The organism is Micromonospora sp. A200 (assembly GCF_029893845.1).
Taxonomy (GTDB): domain Bacteria; phylum Actinomycetota; class Actinomycetes; order Mycobacteriales; family Micromonosporaceae; genus Micromonospora; species Micromonospora purpureochromogenes.
Window position 1 is genome coordinate 65,462 of the sequence record NZ_JARXXY010000009.1, and the last position, 19,566, is coordinate 85,027.

19 protein-coding genes are annotated in these 19,566 nt (G+C 66.9%); 1 reads left to right on the forward strand and 18 read right to left on the reverse strand.

Features of this window, described 5'->3' with window-relative positions; all coding sequences use genetic code 11:
- Position 1: 1 nt before the first annotated feature.
- The 18 genes from M2302_RS11030 to M2302_RS11115 form a co-directional block, all read right to left on the reverse strand.
- The gene (locus tag M2302_RS11030; RefSeq protein WP_280837817.1) at positions 2 to 2,740 is read right to left on the reverse strand and encodes a phage tail domain-containing protein; all 2,739 of its coding nucleotides are present in this window, start codon (positions 2,738 to 2,740) and stop codon (positions 2 to 4) included.
- Positions 2,741 to 7,018 (reverse strand): hypothetical protein, encoded by a 4,278-nt coding sequence (locus M2302_RS11035; RefSeq protein WP_280837818.1) that lies wholly within the window; start codon positions 7,016 to 7,018, stop codon positions 2,741 to 2,743.
- 3 nt (positions 7,019 to 7,021) lie between these two features.
- Positions 7,022 to 7,348 carry a hypothetical protein gene (locus M2302_RS11040; RefSeq protein ID WP_280837819.1) on the reverse strand — a complete coding sequence of 109 codons (327 nt, stop codon included), beginning with the start codon at positions 7,346 to 7,348 and terminating at the stop codon, positions 7,022 to 7,024.
- Between the two features lie 59 nt (positions 7,349 to 7,407).
- A complete protein-coding gene (locus M2302_RS11045) occupies positions 7,408 to 7,764 on the reverse strand; it encodes a phage tail assembly protein (protein WP_280837820.1) in 357 nt (118 codons plus the stop codon).
- A gap of 127 nt (positions 7,765 to 7,891) precedes the next feature.
- Positions 7,892 to 8,455 (reverse strand): hypothetical protein, encoded by a 564-nt coding sequence (locus M2302_RS11050; RefSeq protein ID WP_280837821.1) that lies wholly within the window; start codon positions 8,453 to 8,455, stop codon positions 7,892 to 7,894.
- Between the two features lie 17 nt (positions 8,456 to 8,472).
- The gene (locus M2302_RS11055; protein WP_280837822.1) at positions 8,473 to 8,967 is read right to left on the reverse strand and encodes a hypothetical protein; all 495 of its coding nucleotides are present in this window, start codon (positions 8,965 to 8,967) and stop codon (positions 8,473 to 8,475) included.
- Positions 8,967 to 9,350 carry a DUF5403 family protein gene (locus tag M2302_RS11060; protein ID WP_280837823.1) on the reverse strand — a complete coding sequence of 128 codons (384 nt, stop codon included), beginning with the start codon at positions 9,348 to 9,350 and terminating at the stop codon, positions 8,967 to 8,969. The genes M2302_RS11055 and M2302_RS11060 overlap by 1 nt, the downstream gene beginning before the upstream one ends.
- The gene (locus M2302_RS11065) at positions 9,350 to 9,685 is read right to left on the reverse strand and encodes a phage head-tail adapter protein (protein WP_280837824.1); all 336 of its coding nucleotides are present in this window, start codon (positions 9,683 to 9,685) and stop codon (positions 9,350 to 9,352) included. The genes M2302_RS11060 and M2302_RS11065 overlap by 1 nt, the downstream gene beginning before the upstream one ends.
- Complete coding sequence (locus M2302_RS11070) at positions 9,682 to 10,140, reverse strand: hypothetical protein (protein ID WP_280837825.1); 459 nt, start codon at positions 10,138 to 10,140, stop codon at positions 9,682 to 9,684. The genes M2302_RS11065 and M2302_RS11070 overlap by 4 nt, the downstream gene beginning before the upstream one ends.
- Before the next feature lie 66 nt (positions 10,141 to 10,206).
- Entirely contained in the window at positions 10,207 to 11,268 is a 1,062-nt protein-coding gene (locus tag M2302_RS11075) for a hypothetical protein (protein ID WP_280837827.1), read from the reverse strand.
- A gap of 74 nt (positions 11,269 to 11,342) precedes the next feature.
- Positions 11,343 to 11,846 (reverse strand): hypothetical protein, encoded by a 504-nt coding sequence (locus M2302_RS11080; protein WP_280837828.1) that lies wholly within the window; start codon positions 11,844 to 11,846, stop codon positions 11,343 to 11,345.
- Between the two features lie 5 nt (positions 11,847 to 11,851).
- A complete protein-coding gene (locus tag M2302_RS11085; protein WP_280837829.1) occupies positions 11,852 to 12,958 on the reverse strand; it encodes a hypothetical protein in 1,107 nt (368 codons plus the stop codon).
- Positions 12,955 to 14,418, reverse strand: coding sequence for a phage portal protein (locus M2302_RS11090; protein ID WP_280837830.1), 1,464 nt, complete (start codon positions 14,416 to 14,418; stop codon positions 12,955 to 12,957). The genes M2302_RS11085 and M2302_RS11090 overlap by 4 nt, the downstream gene beginning before the upstream one ends.
- A gap of 12 nt (positions 14,419 to 14,430) precedes the next feature.
- Positions 14,431 to 16,074, reverse strand: coding sequence for a terminase (locus tag M2302_RS11095; protein WP_280837831.1), 1,644 nt, complete (start codon positions 16,072 to 16,074; stop codon positions 14,431 to 14,433).
- A gap of 158 nt (positions 16,075 to 16,232) precedes the next feature.
- Positions 16,233 to 16,667 (reverse strand): hypothetical protein, encoded by a 435-nt coding sequence (locus tag M2302_RS11100; protein WP_280837832.1) that lies wholly within the window; start codon positions 16,665 to 16,667, stop codon positions 16,233 to 16,235.
- A 133-nt stretch (positions 16,668 to 16,800) separates the two neighbouring features.
- On the reverse strand, positions 16,801 to 17,049 hold the full coding sequence (locus M2302_RS11105; protein WP_280837833.1) for a hypothetical protein: 249 nt from the start codon (positions 17,047 to 17,049) through the stop codon (positions 16,801 to 16,803).
- A 128-nt stretch (positions 17,050 to 17,177) separates the two neighbouring features.
- Entirely contained in the window at positions 17,178 to 17,393 is a 216-nt protein-coding gene (locus M2302_RS11110; RefSeq protein WP_280837834.1) for a hypothetical protein, read from the reverse strand.
- A 430-nt stretch (positions 17,394 to 17,823) separates the two neighbouring features.
- The gene (locus M2302_RS11115; RefSeq protein WP_280837835.1) at positions 17,824 to 18,135 is read right to left on the reverse strand and encodes a hypothetical protein; all 312 of its coding nucleotides are present in this window, start codon (positions 18,133 to 18,135) and stop codon (positions 17,824 to 17,826) included.
- 102 nt (positions 18,136 to 18,237) lie between these two features.
- Between M2302_RS11115 and M2302_RS11120 the strand changes: the two genes are divergently transcribed.
- Positions 18,238 to 18,432: a hypothetical protein gene (locus M2302_RS11120; RefSeq protein WP_280837836.1), complete on the forward strand. Its 195-nt coding sequence runs from the start codon at positions 18,238 to 18,240 to the stop codon at positions 18,430 to 18,432.
- The last annotated feature ends 1,134 nt before the right edge of the window (positions 18,433 to 19,566 follow it).

Below are 19,566 nucleotides of genomic sequence, written 5' to 3' on the forward strand. Positions count from 1 at the left end.
GTCAGATCACCATCCAATTCCGGGGTCGCCAGGTACAGGTGATGGACGACCGGCCCTGAACCTCGGCGAGACTGTTCGTCGAGACCGAGGCGTGGGGCGTGCCCGTCCAGTCGTAGTAGCCGGCGATCTCGGTGTCCTTGTTGTCGCCGTCGAAGTAGGTGCCGGTGTAGTCGCCCGGGACGACAGCCCAGTAGGCGATGTCGAAGGTCCCGTGCCCGCTCCCCGCTGCCGGGGGGTTCAGCGGCAGCCCGCAGTACAGCCCGATGGTGCTGTCCACGGAGGCGTCGGCCTGCGCGGTGAACACGACCCGCACGTCCTTCCAGGCCGACCCCACCGAGGAGACGGTCACCGCGTCCATGACCCGGTTGCCGTAGCCCGGGTTCGCCAGCGCGACCGTGATCCCCGGCGAGCCCCAGCCCTGCACCCGCATCCGCATCAGCAGGGTGTACTTCTGGCCCGCCACGATCTCCGTGCGGGACAGCGCCTTGGACCGGGCCACCCGCCACTTCGGGGCCGGCGTGCCAGGCAACACCCGCCACCGGCCGTACCGGGAACCGGCCGACCCATCCGCCCAGCAGTGGAACCAGTCCTGCGCGGCCCCTTCTCGGATGGTCGGGTTGGTGACCGTGAGGTCGTCGAACTGCCACGTTGCCGGCACGCCCTTGGCGTAGGCGGCAGGGAAGACAGTCGCGAACCTGGCGGGGCCTGCCGCCGTGTGGGAGCAGGTCCACTCGTGAGCCCAGGTCGTCGGCTCGGCCGTGCCATCGAGCCAGCCCCGCAGCCTCAGCTTGTTGCCGGTGCCCTGGAACCTGACCCGCACTGGACTGTTGGTCGTCGAGCCAGCGATGCCGGGGTAGGCCGTCGTGCTCGTGTCAACGCCGCCAGAGCGGTTCAACAGGCTGGTGGTGATGTTCGCATCCGTGAACCAGACGCGGGCCTCCACGAAGTTGTTGCCATCGACCCGCCTCGCCTGGATGTTGATGCGAGGGTTGCTCGGGTCAGCGACCAGGTCGGGAGTATGGATCAGCATGGTGATGTCGAAGTCCGCGAGCGCCGTGGGCGCGGACGGGATGACCTCGTAGGTGATGCCCGGCGTGGTGGCCTTGACGTTGAGCCTGCTGCCGTCCACCCAGTAGTTGGCGGTGGTGCCGCCCCCCGTTGTGTACGTCGCCCCGGAGTCCGACGTGCCGACGCCGCCCGTGACCGAGCGGGTGAACGTGTCGCGCAGGAGCGGGGTGATGTCCAGCCCGGCCGACCCCTCCTGCCCGGTCGCCAGCGGCGCGAGCATCTCCGAGGTGGAGGCGTGCGCGGTGCCGGTCCAGCGGTGGGTGTAGATCCCGCTCGCCGACCAGGAGCCCTCGAAGAAGTTCTCCATCGAGGTGGACTTCTCGATTAGGGCGGCGTCGAAGTAGGCCACGTCGCCAGCCGCCGGGAGCGTGCCGGTCGTGTAGCAGGCCACCGTGACGTACGACGTGTTCGCCGGGGCCAGGCCGCCGTAGCCGCCCACCCGGGTCCAGGTGTTCGCTGGCACGCTGACGACCGAGCCAGAGACGGTGGACAGCTTGACGTTCGCGCTGTCCTTGAACTCGACGTTGATCTTGAAGTCCAGCGCGGCCGACGAGTAGACGTACATCGACCCGTACACCGGGTCGCCCGCCACTACCGAGCCAGCCAGGGAGTTGGCGTATCCACCGAACGTCACGCCGCCCGTGGCGACGGTCTTGTAGGAGGCCACCGTCCCGCCGTAGCGGTTCTGCTCGGTCGATCGAGCGGCGGACGACGCGCCGACAGCACCCCAGTTGCTGGCGTCGTTGGCGAGCACCGGGTTGGGCATCAGGTTGGTGCGGATCGGCGTCGTGGTGGGCGCGCTCTCGAACCGGGGGTTGGTGACCAGGTTCTTCCAGAGCACGCCGCCCTTGGCGACGATCGTGCCCGCGCTGGTGTTCAGCAGGGACGCGGTCACACTGGTCCGACCCGGGGGGATCGGCCAGAACCGCGGCGCGGCGGCCAGATCGGCGTAGCGGTTCGCGCCGGCCTGGTCGACGACCGTGCCGGCCTTCGTGTCGATGGTCAGGATGTCGTTCGCGCCCAGGGTGCCGTTCCACTTGAAGCCCTGGCCCGTGTTGGAGACGACCTCCAGGCCGGAGCCGGGACCGTGGACGAGCCACACCGGGTAGGCCGGCGCGGAGCCGGTGTTGTCGAGCAGCATCTTGCCGATGGCCTGGCTCGCGGAGACCTGCATGGTGGCCAGGCCCTTGAGCAGGCTCCGACCCGAGCCGCTGTTCTCGACCTTCGTCGAGGAGGTGCGCGAGTAGATCCAGAACGGGTCGCCGGCCCGGAAGGTGATGACCGTGGAGAAGTCCTTCTCGCCGATCGTGTCCAGGCCGTAGGAGTAGTTCCCGCCACCGACCCGGCGCACCCTGACCGACCAGTCGGAGCCGTCGTCCTCGACCAAGCGCAGCGTGCACTCGCCGGCCAGCATGCGGGACAGCTTGTTGAGCAGCGCCTTCATCTCGGCCCGGCTGTTGGCCTTGATGTGCAGCGGGAGGTCGATGTCCCGGGGCAGCACACGCTGACCCCGGAACATCGCGCCGTCGCCTGCACCTTCGAGCCACTGCACGGACACCTCGGGGAGACCGAGGCCGACCGTGCCACGGAGGGCCTGCACGCCGACGCCCTTGTTCAGGATGTCGTCGAGGTTGAGCACATCCGTGGCGGTCTCAAGTTGCAGCCTTGGCATTTACCAGCCCACCATCCTTGCGCGCCCAGCAGCCTTGAACAGGTCCTCCTCGGACCCGAGCGAGCTGCCAGCCGCCGCGTAGTAGTTGAGTACCTTCGTGACCCGGTCCTCGTCGCCGCCGGCAGCGCCGGAGATGGCGGCCGAGATCCCGGCAGACAGGGCCCCGGAGGAGATCCCCGGGATGCCGAACTCGGTGCCGGCGATGTCACCGGTCAGCCCGCGCAGCGACCGGCGGACCGAGTCGTAGCGGGACTCCATGCCCTTGATGAGGCCGTCGATGATCAGCTTGCCGGCGGGGGTGAGGAGCACCCGGTCGTAGGACTCGGGGCCCTTCCAGTCCTTGATCCACTCGGTCAGGGAGCTGAGGGTGCCCTTGACCAGATCGAAGCCGGCCCTGAGGCCGGCGATCAGGCCGTCGATGATCTTCTTGCCGATTTCCTTGAGGATCTCGCCCGGGTTCCTGAACACCTCGGTCATGATCTTGACGACTTCGTTGAACTTTTCCCGAACCGTCTTGGCGATGCTCTTGCCCATGTCGACGAAGAACTCTTTGACCTTGTTCAGGCCATTCATGGTCTTGTCCTTCGCGCCCTTCAGGCCGTCATCGAAGAACTTGACGACCGCCTTCCATGCGGAGGACACCGCCTCGCGGATCGCCTTCCCCATGTTCCTGAAGAAGTTGATGACCGCCTTCAGCGCATTCGAGATGAGCGCGACCCATTCGTCGAAACTCTTCTGCGCGAAGCTCTTGATCCAGCCCACGAAGTCGGTGAAGAACTTCTTCACCGCATTCCAGCCGGCGGTCCAGCCCGCGCCCACGGTCTTGAACAGGCCCTTGATGGCGGTGCCACCGATCCAGGCGATGAAGACCTCAAGGATGCCGACGAGGCCATTCCAGAGGGACGAGAAGATCTGCTTGATGCCGTCCCACATCCGGCCCCAGTCGCCGGTGAAGAGGCCGGCGAAGGTGTTCCAGATGCCCATGACGATGCCGACGACGGACTCGAAGATCCGGGCGATGCCATCGATGGCCATGATCAGGACGTCGATGATGATGCCCGCGACCCACACGATCACCGGGCCAAGGAACGTCAGCAGCCAGCCGACCACCACGCCGATGGCGGCGATGACGGGCTGGAGCGCCGCGACGAGCTTCTGGACCGCCTCGATCAGCGGGTCCATGTTCTCCTCGATGATCTTCCTCAAGATCTCCAGGAGCGGCGGGATGATGTTCTGGTACATCCCCATGAACGTCGTGACCAGCGGCGCGATTGCCGTGACCAGCCGGCTGAACAGTTCGCCGACCAGTTGCAGGATCGGAGCCAAGCCGTCAACGAGGACCGGGGCGAACTCCTTCACCGCGTCCATGACCGGCTGCAGCGCCGGCATGATGTCCTGGAACGCCGAGAGCAGCACGTCACCCAGGACCCGGGCCAGCTCGTTGATCGACGGCAGGAGCGCCGTGAACAGGCCCGCCAGGGGCGGCAGGATCGTCGAGATCAGCGGGCCGAGGTTCTCCACGACGATGCCGGCGAGCGTGGCGAGCCCACCGAACACCGGGCCCAGGGACTCGATCGCGGGAGCGAGCCCGCCGATGCCCTGCTTGACGCCCTCGACCAGCGTGATGATGCCGGTCTGCAGGGCCGGGTCCGAGAACATGTTGGCCAGCGACTTGGTCAGCGTTCCGATGATCACGCCGACCGCCGGCAGCACCGTCTGCAAGGTGCCGGCCAGCGTGCTGAACATGTTCTCGACCGCCGGGCCGGAGGTGTTGGCGATCATGTCGAACATCGCGTGAGCCGCCGCGAAGGTGTCCGTGAGCTGACCCTGGAAGGCCGGACTCTCAGCCGCCTTGGCGACCGCCGACAGCGAGTCGGCCATCGAGGCGAGAGTGGAGCCGCCAGCAGCCTGAGCCGCCTCGCCGATGCTGCCGAAGATCTTGAAGACGCTGGTCAGGATCGTCCAGAGGTCACCGATGCCGGCGATGGCGTTGTCGATCCAAGCCTTCAGGCTTCCGTCCGCCTTGGCGTCGGTCAGGAACTTGGAGAACTTGTTCGTGATGTCGACGAACCACTGAGCCAGCCTGGGCAGGTACTCCGACCCGACCTGGCCGAGGATCTTGATGATGTTGGCCAGGCCGTCGGTCGCGCCGCCAGCGATCTCGATCGACTTGTTGAGGTTGGCGAACATCCCCGTCAGGACGTCACCGCCGAGCGCGACCTTCAGCGAGTCGGAGAGCTTGCCGAAGAAGCCGCCCATCGTGGTGGAGACCATCTCCAGCCCAGCGCCGAACTTCGGCAGGAGCGTGTCGATCAGCTCCGAGATCGGCTTCTTGGCCGCGCCCCAGAAGTTGCTCGACATCCGGTCGGCCAGCTCGGAGAGCTGCTGCTTGACGCCGGGCAGGACCGTGTTGAAGTCCTTCAGCGCAACCCAGGCGGTACCGATGCCGATCGCCATGCCGGCGAAGATCCCGGGCAGCAAGAGGGCGGCCGGCGCGAGCTGGGCGAGGGAGACGCCGAGGGCGGTGATGTTGCTGATGGACGCCAGGGCGGCACCGGCCAGGCCGAGGACCGCCGTAGTGACCGCGCCGATCTTCGGAGCGAGCTTGTCGAAGTTCAGCATCGTGTCGAAGAACTTCTGGAACAGGTCGGTCACCACGCGGATGCCGGAGAGGCCGGCGATCGTGGCGGCCATCGCCGCCGGGTCGACCGTCGGGATGAAGTTGACGATCCGGCTCCGGGCCAGCCACGCCAGCATGGCGGCGGCCGGGGCCCCGAAAACCTCCGGCTTGATCGTCGCCTTGAGGCCGTTGATCTTGTCCTGGAGGTCAGCCATCTCGCGCTCGACCTGGGCCTTCGCCCGCGCATCGATCTCCGGTGTGATCTTTGCCTTGAGGTCCTCCATCTTGTCGAGGAGGCTCTCAATTTCACGCATGGTCGCGGCGACCTTCGCCTTGTCCATCTTGGTGCTCACCGGAATGTCGGCGAGTGCCTTCTCGATCCGGTCGCGCACGATCTTCGCGGCGGCCTTGTCCATCTCGGCCTTGACGATCGCCTTGGCCTGGAGCTGCGACTCCAGCTCGGCCTTGGCCTTCAGCAGGCTGTTCAGATCCGGCTTCACAGTGACCTTGGCGGTCGGCTGCAGCTCCTCGATCATCTCTTCGATCTGAGCGATGGCCTTCTTGACGGAAGCGTCGCTGCCCGGCTTGACGTCGATCTCGACGGACATGCCCTTGAGCTTGGCCCGGTACTCCTCGATCTTGGCGGTCAGCGACCTCTCGTCGAGGCCGACCGGAACCGTGATCTCCTTGAGCTTGGCCAGCTCCGCTTCCATCTGGTCGAGGGCCTTCTTCAGTGACCCCCTGTTGCCAAGATCGACCGACAGCTCGATGGGATCGCGCTTGATCTTGGCCCGAAACTCCGCGATCTTGGCGACCAGCGACTTCTCGTCGAGGTCGACCGGGATCTCGATCTCTCGGATCTTGGACAACTGGGATTCCATCTGGGCGATGGCCCTCTGCAGCGACCCCTTGTCGGTCAGGTCGACCGACATCTTGAGGGGCATGCTCTTGATCCGGTCCTGGAACTCCGCGATCTTGGCGACCAGCTCGTCCTCGCTGACGCCGACCGGGATCTTGACCTCTCGGATCTTGGACAGCTCGGCTTCCATCTGGGCGATGGCCCTCTGCAGCGACCCCTTGTCGCCGAGGTCAACCGACAGCTCGATGGGGATGTCCTTGAGCCGCTCCTGGAACTCCGCGATCTTGGCGGTCAGCGCCTCCTCATTGAGGCCGACCGGGATCTCGACCTCCTTGAGCTTCGCCAGCTCCGCTTCCATCTGAGCGATGGACTTCTGCAGCGACCCCCTGTCAGCGAGGTCGACCGACAGGGTGATCTTCCTGATCTCGTCGAGGCGGTCGTTCAGCTCCGCGATCTTGGCGTTCAGCTCGTCGGCGTTCAGCCCAACCTTGAAGGTCTTCGTCTTGCTGCCGAGCTTGTCCAGCTCCGCCTGGAGCTTCTTGATCCCCGACAGGACCGAGTCCTGGTTGTCCATGTTGACGTGGATGGTGATGTCCTTGGCCGCCGCCTTGGCGGCCTGGTTCATCTGCTCGACCTGCTGCTTGACCTGAGCCTTGTCGACCTTCGCGACGATCTTGGCCTCGATCTGGAGGCCCCGCTCGATGCGTTCGAGCTGCCGCTTCGCGTCCTCGCGGAAGTGCCGGGTGTCCGGCATTACCTTGACCGCTACGCGGCCGATCACCGTGCCGGCCTGAGCCATGACCTACCTCCGCTGGTACTGCTTGTAGATGTCCGCGACGGAGACGGGCTTCTTCTTCTCGCCGGGCTCCGTCGTCTTCGCCTTCGGCTTGCTCTTGGGCCGTGGCCACTGCGGGAGCTTCGGGGCCTTGCCTTTGGCCCAGTTGCCGGTCGCCCGGGTGTTGGCGTTGATCGCGTCGAAGGTGTCTGCGGCCATGTGGCGGTCGACGCCCCAGCCGTAGTGGTCCCTGCCGCCGGACGCGAGAGCGACGGTCAGGGAGGTGTCAGGGAGCCCCAGCGCGAGCGAGAGGACCAGGGCGGGGGCTGGCCCCCGACCCTCGATCACGGCCACCAGGTCGACCTGGTAGTACCGGAGAAGGTCGGGGTACAGCCCGTCGCCGTAGTCGTCGATCAGTCGCGCGAGGGCGAGGCTTCCCCCACCTGGGTGCCCTCGCTGTAGCGGGCGAAGATCTCAGCCTTCACGGCCAGGTCGTCACCGATCGCGGTGAGCAGCACCTTCGCCTGGGCCGGCGTCTCGGCTACTACGCGCAGCGCCTCGCTGAACAGCTCGTCCTGGTCGACCTCCTCGGCCCCCTCGTCGGTGGAGGAGGAGAGCTGCTTCTGCACAGCGACGAGAGCGTCGCGGTTCTTCTTCGACATCCGCAGCGGGTTGAGCAGGCGGACGACGGTGTCGCCGACCTCGATGTCGGTCGAGCCGTACTTCGCCTCGGCGGCGGCGCGGATGTCGTCGAGCTTGAAAGCGGACATGGGGTTGCGGACCTCCAGTGTTGTTGAGAGCAGGGAGCGGACCAGGGGATGGGCACCGGTTGGTGCCCCCGGCTACGGACGGGTCCGCAAAGCATCCGTAGCCGGGAAGTCACAAATTCACACCGGGTCAGCCGGCCGGCGGCTCCTCCACGGTGCCGAGCGGGGTGATGGCGTACGTCCACTTGTTGGTGCCGTGCGCCAGCGGCTTCACGCCGATCGGCAGGCCAGCGAGGGACTCGGTGTCCGCCAGGGACAGGTCGTCGGCCCGGTAGATCTCCGCCCGCGGCGCGTAGATGGCGAAGTGGTTCTCGCCGTCCACGAAGATCGCGAGGAACGCGGCCTCGGTGGGCTCCGGGTCGGACGGAACACCGACCATGCCGTCCGGCAGGACCTCGGCGTTCGAGCCGTAGTAGAGCTTCAGGCCCTTCTCGTCGAACTGCTGCAGGGTGATCGCGATCGTCTCGGTCCGGGCCGAGTACTTCGTCCGCAGGCTCTTGTTCTGCAGCGTGCCGATGGTGGTGGCCTCGCCGCCCTCGGAGCTGATCGAGAGGATCTCTTCCAGCGAGGTGTGGCCGACGTTGTCCCAGGGGGTCGTCGGGGCGAGCAGGTCGGCGGGGATTGCAGTGCCGACCGGGGCCGTCAGGTAGTTACCACTACCGATGACGAGGGTTGCATTGTCGTTGACAGCCACGAGGGCTACTCCTTACATCAGGTGGGGAAGGGTCGGTTGCGTGGCTTGCGGATCTCGACCCGGTAGGTGGTCTCGTAGCGCCACACGCCAGTGGGAAGGTCGGCGTACTGCACAGGTCCCATCGCGGTCGCCCAGTCGGGCGCTCGACGAGGGGCGGACGTCATCTCGACGCGCTTGATCTGCCCTCGGCCCTCGATGGCCTTCTGCTGTAGGAAGGCGTCGCGCAGGACCACACGCACCGCCTCGGCCAGAATCGCGGCGTCTTCGTCGCCGTCGGGGTCGGGGCAGAACGTGTGGATCTCGACGTCGGCCTCGTCGGTGAAGCGGGTGTCGCCGCCCCACGCGCCAAAGTGGGGTGCCCGGCGAACGAGGACCAGGGGGAAGTCCTGGTTGGCCTCGACGAGGCTCTGCACCCGCACGCCGGGCAGGCCGGCGCGCAGGACGGCCAGCATGATGTCCTCGACCGGGCTCAGCTCGGCCAGGGCGCGCACCTCAGGGGGGAGACCGGCCATCAGAGCTTCACCCGCCGCTTACTCCGGCGCGGGAGCTGCGTGACGTCGTGAAGGATGTACAGACCCTGGGTCGCGCCGAGCTTGCGCGGCACCTTGCGGCCGAGGACCGCGTCGTAGACCTCGATCTCGCTCTCTTCGCGGCCGAACTCGATGCTCATGGCCGCCTTCTCGCCGCGCTCGTCGGTGAGCACGACGTACCAGTCGACATCGCCGTGGTCGGTCTCGATCGAGGCGTGGCCCTCGGCTCGGTGCTGAACCAACAGAACCGAGGCGTGCGAGGCCATCTCGAAGGTGATCTCGCGCAGGAAGTTCTGGACGCCGGGGTTCGTCGCGATGATCTTGTTGCCCCGCTTCGAGCCCATCGGCCAGTAGACGTCTGCCATCACGTCCTCTCTCTCAGGTCGATCGACCAGTGCCGGGTGCGCCGGGTGCCGTAGTGCAGGGCAGGCGGGGTGACCACGTCCCACTGCTTGCCGGCCCACTCGACGCGGCCCCACAGGTCCACGTCCGCCAGCTCGGCGTCGACCAACATGCGAACCACGTTGATCTGCTGCTGACCGGGGACCTCCGCCTTGGCCGAACGCTGAGGGATGAACGCGGCGCGCACCTCGTACGGGCTGTCCGGGTCGGCGACCCGCACCGTCTGGCCCCGCTTGTCGGTGACGACCTTCGTCTTCCAGACCCGCGCCATCTGCCCGCGCCTGCGCTGAAGGCTCACCAGGGCTCCACCGGGTCAGCGAACATGGGGAACGGGTCGCCCCCGTAGTCCACCGGGACGTAGCCGATGCCGGTCTTGGCCTGCGGGCCCCACGCGGAGACCGGCGCAGAGCCGAAGCCCTTGCTCTTGCCCGCCAGGGAGCGCAGCAGGTCGATCTCGTCCTTCTTGAAGTAGACGGTGCCGGCGTCCTCGCCGGCCGCGTCACTCCAGCCGAGCGTCTCGTCGCCGGCCCGGGACAGGGTGTTGCCGGCGGGGCGGTCCATGTACCGCTTGGCCGCCCGCAGCACGAGCGTGCGGACCAGCCGGGGAGCGGAGTCCGCGGCCCAGTCCCTGCCGTACTCACGCGCCAGGTCGGAGGCGTCCTCCAGCGCGCTCGCCGCGATCCGCTCCTCGTCAGCGTCGAGGGTCCAGTCGAGGCGGTTCTTCAGCTCTTCAAGCGTTGCGAACGCCGTCACACAGCCTCCTCACAAGGGGAGAGCGGGCAGCCAGTCACAAATTCACACTGGCTGCCCGCTCATCGATCAGGCGTTGGCCGGGTCGGTCTCCGGCTTCATGCCAGCCGGGGTCCACACCGCGGCGTCGGAGATGCCGGTGATGGTGGCCAGCTCGCTGGCGGCGGCCGGGTAGTTCGACGCACCGTCGAGGGTCAGCTTGATGCCCCGGACGAAGTGCTCACCCGTGGAGACGACCTCCTTCTCCTGCACCGCGTCCCAGCCCACGAGCACGTCGGTCACCGAGCGGAAGCCCACGTAGGTGTTGACGATGCTCCGGTCCTGCAGGTACATGGAGTCGTAGTCGCGCATCCACCGCAGGGAGATGCCCTCGAACGAGGTGGTCGAGCCGAACGGCACGGACTGCGGAACGGCCGGCGCGGCGTTCAGGAAGATGAACGCGCTCGACGCGAACGCGAAGGCCGCGTCGCCCGGGATGGTCTGGTCGACCACGATCTTGAAGCCGTACCGGTCGCCGATGGTGGCGTTCCGCAGGGCGCTGGCGGCCTCGGCCTCGCCGACGTTCTGCGCCAGGTTCAGCTTCTCGTCGCCGAGCAGGGCGGTCTCGAAGTCCGAGCCGACGAGCAGGTAGCGAGCGCCGTCCGGCACGTTGAACTTGTTGAGGACCCGGCGGGCCTCGATCAGCGCGCCGCGCAGGTTCTGCTCGGCGTTGCCGACGGTGACGGCGTACGTCTGGTCGGTCAGGGTCTTGACGGCCCGGCGCTGCATGCCGCGGGCGATGGCCTTGACCTGCGGGCGGAGCAGCTTGCCCCAGCCGTCGAGGTCCATCTCGGCCTGCTCGTCGGTCAGCTTGACCGCGTTGTAGACGTCGCCACCGAAGGTGACGGCGATCTTCCGCTCCGAGTAGGTGTCGAACTGGAGCGGGTTGGTGCGGTCGTTCCGCCAGCCGTACTCGTGGAACGGCAGGACGCCCTCGACGGTCACCGAGACCGTGTCGTCCTTGGCACCGCGGAACTGGTCGATGCCCTCCTTCTGGAACAGGGCCGGGATGACCAGCTCCTGCTCCAGCATGCCGACAGCGGTCAGAGCCAGCTTCTCCGGCTTGACCACCTGGTGCTGCTGAGTAGCCACTTGATTGCCCTCCAGGGCGTGAAAAAGCCCCCGGTCACTGCGACTCGGGGGCTACGGGTGATGGGGGGTTGCGGTCAGCGGCGACGGCCGCCGTACCGCTGAGCGAGCTTGCGGGGGTCGGTCTCGGCTTCCTCGTCGTTCGAGGGGTCGAGGCCACCGCTGAGAGACTCGGGAGCGGTGGTGACCACGAACTTCTGGAGCTTCTTGGCGTGCGCCTCCAGCTCCTCGTCGGTCTCGCCCTTGAGCAGCTCGGCCAGCTCGTCGGGCAGCTCGAACCGCCGCGCCACGTTGGCCCGAGCGATCGACCGCTCCAGCTCCGCGTTCTGCGCCCTCAGCTCCGCCACAGCCGCCTCGAACTCCTCGACGGTCTTGGCGTTGGCCAGCTTCGTCTCGGCCTCCCGCAACTTGGTGCGGTAGTTGGCCGCCTCGGCGTTGGCCTCGGTGAGCTTCTTGCGCAGCACCTCCGGGGGCAGCTCCTCCTTGCCGGCCTCCGGGGTCTCCGGGGTCTCAGCCGGCGGGGCCTCGGTCTGCTGGACCTCGGTCTGCTGCTCGGTGCTGGTCTCGTCGGTCTCGGGCACTGTTCTCACGCCTCCTGGACGTTCGATTCACGCCGCGCCACCTGGGCGCGGTCTCGTTCTTCCTGGCGGATGAAGCGCCGCCACGCAGAAACAGCCCTCTCGCCGGACAGACCGCTGGTGACCTTGGGCCACAGCTTCTGGTACTTCCGGTTCAGGGCTGTCAGATCAGAGGTGTCGTACTGCGTCTCGGAGTAGATCGGCTCCGCGTAGCAGTGACAGTTGTCGTGGTACCGGTCGCCATCGGCGTAGGTCGCCGACTTGGCGGACTTGTAGACAGCTCCTCGGGAGATCAACATGGCGCACCAGCCACACGGGGTGCCGGTACGCGACAGGCGGACGTAGCCGATGACCCGGCGGTCCCGCTGGGCGACCCTCCAGACGAAGCCCCTGGCCCCGTCCATCGCCACCCGCTCTGCCGCCGCAGCCTGCCGGCTGCCTGCCTTGCGGTGCGCCTCCTCGCGCAGCGCGTCGACCTCCTTGGCCGGCGCATCTGTGTCGATCTTGTGGAGCTTCTTGGTCAGGTTGTCCGGGCCGAGGGCCTGCAGGACGACCCTGGCCTCGACCACAGCCTCGCGCTCCAGGCGCTCCAGCTCGCGGTCCAGGCCGGCGATCGTCTCGACCTCGATGCGGTCGTCGTCGGCTTCCTCGTTCTCGGCTTCCTCGTTCTCGGTGTCGGCCGCCGGCTCCTGCTCTTCGCTGGGCGTCTCTGCGGGCTCGGGGGTGGTCTCGGTAGGCGTCGCCTCCGTAGCGCCCTCCTGGGGCGCTTGGCGGGCCTGCGGCTGGGCCAGCTCCTCGAACTCGCGGCGCAGCATGTCGAGCGTGACGTAGGCCGGCTCGGGCTTGCGGGGGTCGGCAACGGTCCTGCCGGTCCGCAGCGCCCGGACCAGCCGGTAGTAGGCCAGTGCCAGCTCCCGGGACAGACCCCGTCGGGTCATCACCAGGTGAATGGCCTTGGCCATCCAGGCGGCACTCTGCTGCGCGGTCGCCGTGGGCGGGACGCCGGCCCAGAGCTTGATCGCGTCCTCGACGGTCGCGACGCCGATCTGGGTCAGCGCAAGGTGGTAGGCGACCGAAGCCTTCTCAGCCTCGGCCGCCTTCTGCTGTGGCGTCACTCGTTGGCCACCCCCGGGTCAGCGGGGATGTCGGAGCTGGAGCCGGATGCGCGGTACAGGGCGTTCGCGAGCGCCAGCTCGCCGTCCTCCTCCTCGCGGAGGCGTGCCCACTCGTCCATCTCCTGCTTGGTGACGGACGGAACCCGCGACCACAGGCCACGCTTCGGGATCTCCAGCGCCTCGGCCAGCTTGCCGAGCCCGTCCGCGGACTGGGCCAGCGAGCGCATCTCCATGTCGCGCCAGAGCACCTCGCCGGAGTAGTCCTCGGCGGACGAGGTCACGCCCTCCAGCTCGGCGGCCAGGCGGAAGACCCGCTCCCAGCTCTCGCCGAAGCTCTTGCGGAACTCCTCGATCTTGCGCGACAGCGCCGTCTCCGCGGCGAGCAGAGCCTCGGCGGAGAGGTTGGCAATCTGCCCCAACAAGTGATGCGGCGGAGTCTGCGAGATCGCACTGAGGTGGCGGATGCTCATGTCGATCGACTCGATGAAGCCGGTCAGCGGGGTCTCGTCGAGCGAGCTGAACTTCACGTCCGGGTCCTCGGCGAAGAGGAACCGCTTGGCGTTGGCGTTGATCGGGGCCGGCACCGGGCGGCCCTGCTCGTCGCGCACCGGCTCGTAGTCGGTGACCTCGGTCGGGTCGGCCGGGTTGCCGTAGACCGGCTTCATCAGGGCCGGCGGAGCCATGCCGGTGACCGTCCGCACCTTGAACGAGCCGTAGGTCTGGGCGACCAGCAGGTCGAAGACCGTCTGGTTGATGCGGTTCTGCAGCGGGATCATCGGCTCGACGACCCCGACCGTCCGGCCCTCCAGGTCGACCGCGGCGGCGAAGCGAGTGACAGGGCACTCGGACGCGCCGTGCCGCTTGCCGTTGTGGACCTTCACGCTCTTCTCGTCGGCGAGCGACTTGAAGGAGACCTCGTACTCGTTCTTGCCGTCCCACATCCGGGCCTTGCCGGGGTTGTCCTCGGACGCCCACCGCACGACCGTCAGGGCGGCGAACGGGACCATGTCGTTCGCAGGGTCCTCGAACAGGGCGGCGGTCTTCATGGCGCTCAGGCCCTTGGTCCGCGCGCCCTTGCTGGTCCGCTCGGTCAGCGTGAAGGAGTGGCCGTAGGTCAGGGCACCGCGGTGGACCGCGATCTGGCGGGCGTCGAGGCGGGACTGCTGCCAGTGGGTCCACTCGGGCAGCTCGCCGCCTTCTGGCGTTGAAGTCGCGGCGGAGCCGCGACGGAAGCTGTCGACGTAGAGCGCCTGAGCCGGCGTGCCGATCAGCAGGGGCATCCAGTTGGACACCGCCCGCTTGACCAGCAGCCGGTACTCGTCGTCGCTGTTGGCCGGCATGTAGGGGTCGTCGTGACGGCCCTGCACGTAGTCGTCGATGCGCCGCAGGCGCTGCTCGTCGCGGTACAGGATGCCGAGGAGCTGGCGAGCCAGGCCCAGCGGCGTTGTCGTCTCGATCACAATTACACACCCCTACAGGAAGTAGCCGCGTCCGCTCCTTGGCTTGACCTTCTTGCCTCGGGTACGCAGGTCGTGGAGAGCCTCGTGGGCGAGCATCAGTGCGGCGTACAGGTCGACCTTGCGGGGGCTTTCGCGGCTCTCCTTGCCGAAGCTCACCCCGTAGTTGTTCGTGCGACGCCTGGCATTGAGTAGGTGCCTACGCAGGGACAGGTCGCCGTCGTGGCGCAGCTTGCCGTCGAAGATGGTCTGCATCAGCCGCTCGTGTGCGCGGGTCACGCGCTGCAGCGACTGCCGCATGTCCCAACCGATGACTGACTTCTCGCTGGCCTTGACCGCCAGGCCCTCGCCGTAGGTCTCCGACCACTCGGTGATGTAGGACTCCCACAGCGCGACGTCGGCGTAGAAGCCCTTGACCTTGAATGTCCTGAACGCCTCGTGGACCGCGGAGTCGACCGCCACCCGGTCGACCTCCCAGCCCTCGCTGGCAGGGCCGTCTGGCTTTTCCCAGAGGCCAAGCACAAAGGCCACGGAATCCGACACCCGAATGCAGACGAGGCCGGTGGAGTCGTCCGTCTTGCCGCCGTCGAATCCAAGCACAATTTCGTCGCCGGGCTGCAGCGTCGCGCCCTCGACCTCGAGAGGCACCCACTGCTCGGGGCCGTAAAGCGCGTCTTCGTCGGCCACAATTTGGTTGAGCCACATACGGCGCGACCGCGACGCCGAAAGCGTCAGGTCCTGCACCGACTGGATGATCGTCTCGACGTTCAACCAGACCGCGTCGCCGCGAATCTTCGGCAGGACGATCCGAAGCGCCTCCGCGGTCAGCGGGGTCTTCGGGTGCGCCTCGACGCTGTCGTACAGGAAGCCGACGTCGACCGCCCGGCCCTCGACGATCTTGTTGTACGCCTCGCGCATCCGCTCCGCGACGGAGTCCTCGCCAGGCAGGTAAGCGTTGGTGATCGCCAGGTAACGCGAGTCCTTCTTGGTGGCGTTACCGTCGATCGTCTCGTACATCTTGTCGCCGTTGTTGCCCTTGATCCAGTGATGCGTCTCATTGAGCACCACGAATGTCGAGCGGCCACCTTCGAGGGCGCGATACGAGCTGGTGACGGCCTCAAGTCGTTGCCGGCCACCATTTGCGCGGATCAGCTCCGCGCCGGCCTTGATCTTGTAGGTCGTGATGAAGTGGTCGCTCATCAGCGACGGGAACAGCGTCATCGTGTTCCGCGTCTGATCGCGGGAGACCGCGGCGACCTGGACCCACGCCTGCGGATGGGCGATGCCGACCGGCTCGCCGGTCTCCTTGTCCCAGTGGGAGAACCGGGACGGGCCGACCAGCTCGATCAGGCACATCACCGCGACCAGGGGGTCCTTGCCCCAGCCCTTGAGCCGCTGCAGGACGCCCTTGCGGTGGATGAAGCGGCCGTTCTCGTCGACCGCGTACCACCACAACACGAAGCGGAGCTGCTCGTTGGTGAACCGCCAGGGGCCGCCACCCTCGGCGCGTAGGTACTCAGCGCACCAGCCGGCGATCTGCCAGCCGAGGGTCCAGCGGGGGAGGAGCCAGCCGCCGCCCTCCTGCGTCTTCCAGGTGGGCCCGAGGTAGATCGGCTGGAGGAGGTCGATCTCCTCTGGGGTCAGCGTCGGCGAGGCCATCGCTCACCTCCCCTCGGAGGGCTTCCCTCCGTCCTGGGGAGGCTGGCGGAACAGGTCAGGGTCAGGCTTGGTGGCCTTCAGCTCGGCCACCCACTCGACGAGCTGGTGCTCCTCGCGGGTCATCTCGCACCGCGGGCTGCTGCAGTGCCGGGTGTACTTCACTGCGCGACCCCCAGGGCCGCCTTGTAGTCGGCGATGGCGATGACCGAGGCGGGAACCTGCTCTTCCTCGGGCTCGTGCAGCTCGATCCGCACCCGGCGGCGATCCCCCTCGGTGACGAGGAGCCGCTCCATCGCGGAGTAGATCGACTGCAGCATCTGGCCGCTGCGCTTGCCGGAGGACTTGTAGTAGGACAGGTCCTCGCACAGCGAGTAGGCGAACGCCCAGTCGCTGTTCTGGTAGAAGTCCGCCTGGCCGCTGGTCTTCAGCGAGTCCCACAGCTTGCGGGCGATCGGGTGCCAGTTCGGGTCGGCGTGGGGGATGGTGACCTTGCGCAGCTCGCCCCGGGTGATCGGCTCGACGTCGCCGCCCTTGCGCTCCCGCGGCCGAGCGAGGTCATCCTCGCGGTTGGGGATCGGGCCTCGCTTGCCCATGCCGATCACCTCCTCGCTTACAGGTAGAGCCCGGTGCCCTTGTTGTCGATGTCTTGCGCCGGCGGCTCGATCTCCTGCTCGCCGAGGGCCAGCTCCAGCACCCAGCGCCAGAGCACCAGGCGGAGCTGCAGGTTCACCACAGCCGCCACACGATGTGGGGGATGAACCAGACGACGAACGCGACCAGGGCCACGATGAAGGCCAGCGGGCCGGCGCTCTTCCAGCCGCGGTCGGTCCGCAGCCAGACCCGGGTGTTCTCGGAGAGCGTGTCGCCCTCGCGCTTCTTCGCCAGGGCCAGGCCCTCAAGCAGTGCGAAGGAGAGCGCCACCACAAGCAGCCAGCCGGCCCAGATCCGGGCCCAGGTCTTCGTGTACCGGTCCACACAGCTCCTTCGTCGAAGGGAAGTCAGGGCCCCTGCCCAGGGAGAGGAGGCCAGGCAGGGGCCAGGGGGGAGGGGGCGTATCGCCCGCACCTCCCGCGCTCAACGGGGGTAGCGACCCGGAGCGCACATCACAGCAGGCCGGGGTGCTCCTCGGTCCTGCGGAATCGCTTGTCGATCTGGCGACGCTTGGCGGCCAGGGCCGCACCACCCTCGCCGCCGCTCTTCTTCCCGTGGTGCCATTCGCAGATGGCCCTCAGGTTGTCGTCCGAGTGATCATCCCCAGCGCGGATGTGGTCGACCTCGACCGCGGCTTCCTTGCACCGTTCGCCGTAGGTGTTCTTCACCTTGCAGCGGTACCCATCGCGCCTCAGGATGCGGACTCGGATCTTGTCCCAGTCCGGGGGGAGCCGGTCGCGCCGGTCACTGTTCTGCCAGCCTGGCAACCAGCTCCCCCCTCCCTGTAGAGAGAAGGCCCCGGCCGCGTATGCCCGAAGACTGCGGACCCAGGGCCAAGCAGAGGACAGGAGACCCAACCTGCTACCTGGTAGCTGGTCTCCGGTGATGGCCCCGAGAGGGGCCAGACAGCAGGTCAACAGTCGTCGGTTGTTGGCCCCTTCGGGGCCCAACCCGCTGGCTGCGAAGCTGCTTACAGTATTAATACGGTTCGACGGAGACCTTTTGCCGGATGAAGTGACCGGGCTCACAATTACATACATCGGCGAAGGGAAAGGGCCCCCGAAGGGGCCCCAACCAGGAGACCACGGCGGCAGGAGGCTACTCGATCGGCTTCTCACCCAGAGCCTGCTGGAGGTAGAGAACGCACAGCTCGGAGATCCTGACCTGCACCATGTCACCATCGGCGGTCGCCTTCTCGATCTTCCCCTGGAGGTTCTCGATCAGGCGGCGAGCGCGCCGAGACGTGGTCTCGACCCCCGGGTCGACGTCGAGAGTCTTCCTCAGGAGTTCGAGCTGGAACTCGCAGGCAGGGATCATCAGCTTGCGGTCTTCCCTGCGGTACATGGCCAGCTCGTCCTCGGCCTTCAGGATCATGGCGTCGATGTGCTCGACAAGCTGCTCAAGAGTCATGATCAGCAGGTTAGGGTAGACCTACGACAACCAGGCAGCGGCGAACGGATGGGGCCCTTTCGGGCCCGTCCACGGATGTGGACGATGGGGTAGGGTGAGGTCATGGTCGACATGAACAACCCGCAGGAGGTCAGCGCCGCCTTCATGGCGCAGATGCTCGGCACCACGATCTCTGACACCGCGCCGCCCGGCTCGTTCGTCGCCGGCCTCCAGGAGCTGGTCGCCGAGAAGGACGCCGGCAACCTCAGCGACGAGGAGTTTCACCAGCGGCTGATGGACCTCCGGCGCACCCGATGAACGGCGATGACCTGCGCAGACTCCGCGGGGCCGGCGCAGGTCCCCTCGTCAGATCGACCTTGGAAACTGTGGCAGAATCTGAGCTGCTACGACCGAGCGGTGTGAATCACGTAGCGTGAGGGGTCCGCCCCCCTCCCTTGTGGACAGTCGAGAGTGGACAGACCACGTAGGACAGTCGACGTGGGACAGTCCACAACAGACACAGAGCACAGTGGACGATGACACTCATCGATCACCACAGTGGACAGTGACCTAGCCTGCCCACACTGTGGAGTGTGACGCCCATCGATCGCCACCGTGGACGGTCGACAGTGGACAGACCACAGTGGAACATGACAGCCATCGATCCCCCGCGCCTGCCTGGGCAGCTCTACCTAGCGTGATCACTCCGCTACCCTCCGGCTGAAAGCGGCGCCTGCTGTCCACACCGGACAATCAATGCCAGTCGATACCATCGACGTTCCGTCATGATCAAACTACGTTGTGTCGACGTGTGCATATCGGGCAGAATCGGGACAGAGCAGGCACATTTTTGTGACCTGCGTCTCAATCTCGACGACAATTTGCCATCCCTTACCTGTCATGGTTGTGTGTGTGTCGTACCTCCCCCGACGGACGCCGGGCGGACCGGGGCGACAGCCCGGGGGGATGCGTACTTGTGAAGCACGGCGCAACTACACAGAGAACAGATTGGCCGAAACGGTCCGGGCACACGCATGGCGGAGTGCGCATTGTGTGAGGTAGCCCGGTAGGTAGGTCCCCAACGGTGTCACCGTGTTGTTCCCCCGTACGGGGGAGTAGGCGGAGTAGCTGCCAGGCAGTGAAGTCGCACGGAATGATCGGTAAGGAAACCACCTATCGGGTCTCATCGATATACGGGAGTAGCGTCCCGTGAGCGCACATCAAACCCGGGCACAAACAGATTGGCCACCGGGACTGTCCCGGGACCGTGAGTGTTCCCCCGTACGGGGGAGTAGGCGGAGTAGCTGCCCGGGGATGCCCGGCAGTGAAGTCCTCACGGTCCCGGTCGACGCCCGATTACCGGGACTACCCGGGACCGTGAGTGTTCCCCCGTACGGGGGAGTAGGCGGAGTAGCTGCCAGGCAGTGAAGTCCTCACGGTCCCGGGACGTCC

Bases quoted from the DNA above. Each gene is read 5' to 3' on its own strand.
- M2302_RS11060 (WP_280837823.1), bottom strand. From the start codon at position 9,350: ATGGCAGACGTCTACTGGCCGATGGGCTCGAAGCGGGGCAACAAGATC.
- M2302_RS11100 (WP_280837832.1), bottom strand. From the start codon at position 16,667: ATGGGCAAGCGAGGCCCGATCCCCAACCGCGAGGATGACCTCGCTCGG.
- M2302_RS11030 (WP_280837817.1), bottom strand. From the start codon at position 2,740: ATGCCAAGGCTGCAACTTGAGACCGCCACGGATGTGCTCAACCTCGAC.
- M2302_RS11120 (WP_280837836.1), top strand. From the start codon at position 18,238: ATGGTCGACATGAACAACCCGCAGGAGGTCAGCGCCGCCTTCATGGCG.
- M2302_RS11095 (WP_280837831.1), bottom strand. From the start codon at position 16,074: ATGGCCTCGCCGACGCTGACCCCAGAGGAGATCGACCTCCTCCAGCCG.
- M2302_RS11035 (WP_280837818.1), bottom strand. From the start codon at position 7,018: ATGGCTCAGGCCGGCACGGTGATCGGCCGCGTAGCGGTCAAGGTAATG.
- M2302_RS11055 (WP_280837822.1), bottom strand. From the start codon at position 8,967: ATGGCCGGTCTCCCCCCTGAGGTGCGCGCCCTGGCCGAGCTGAGCCCG.
- M2302_RS11115 (WP_280837835.1), bottom strand. From the start codon at position 18,135: ATGACTCTTGAGCAGCTTGTCGAGCACATCGACGCCATGATCCTGAAG.
- M2302_RS11045 (WP_280837820.1), bottom strand. From the start codon at position 7,764: ATGTCCGCTTTCAAGCTCGACGACATCCGCGCCGCCGCCGAGGCGAAG.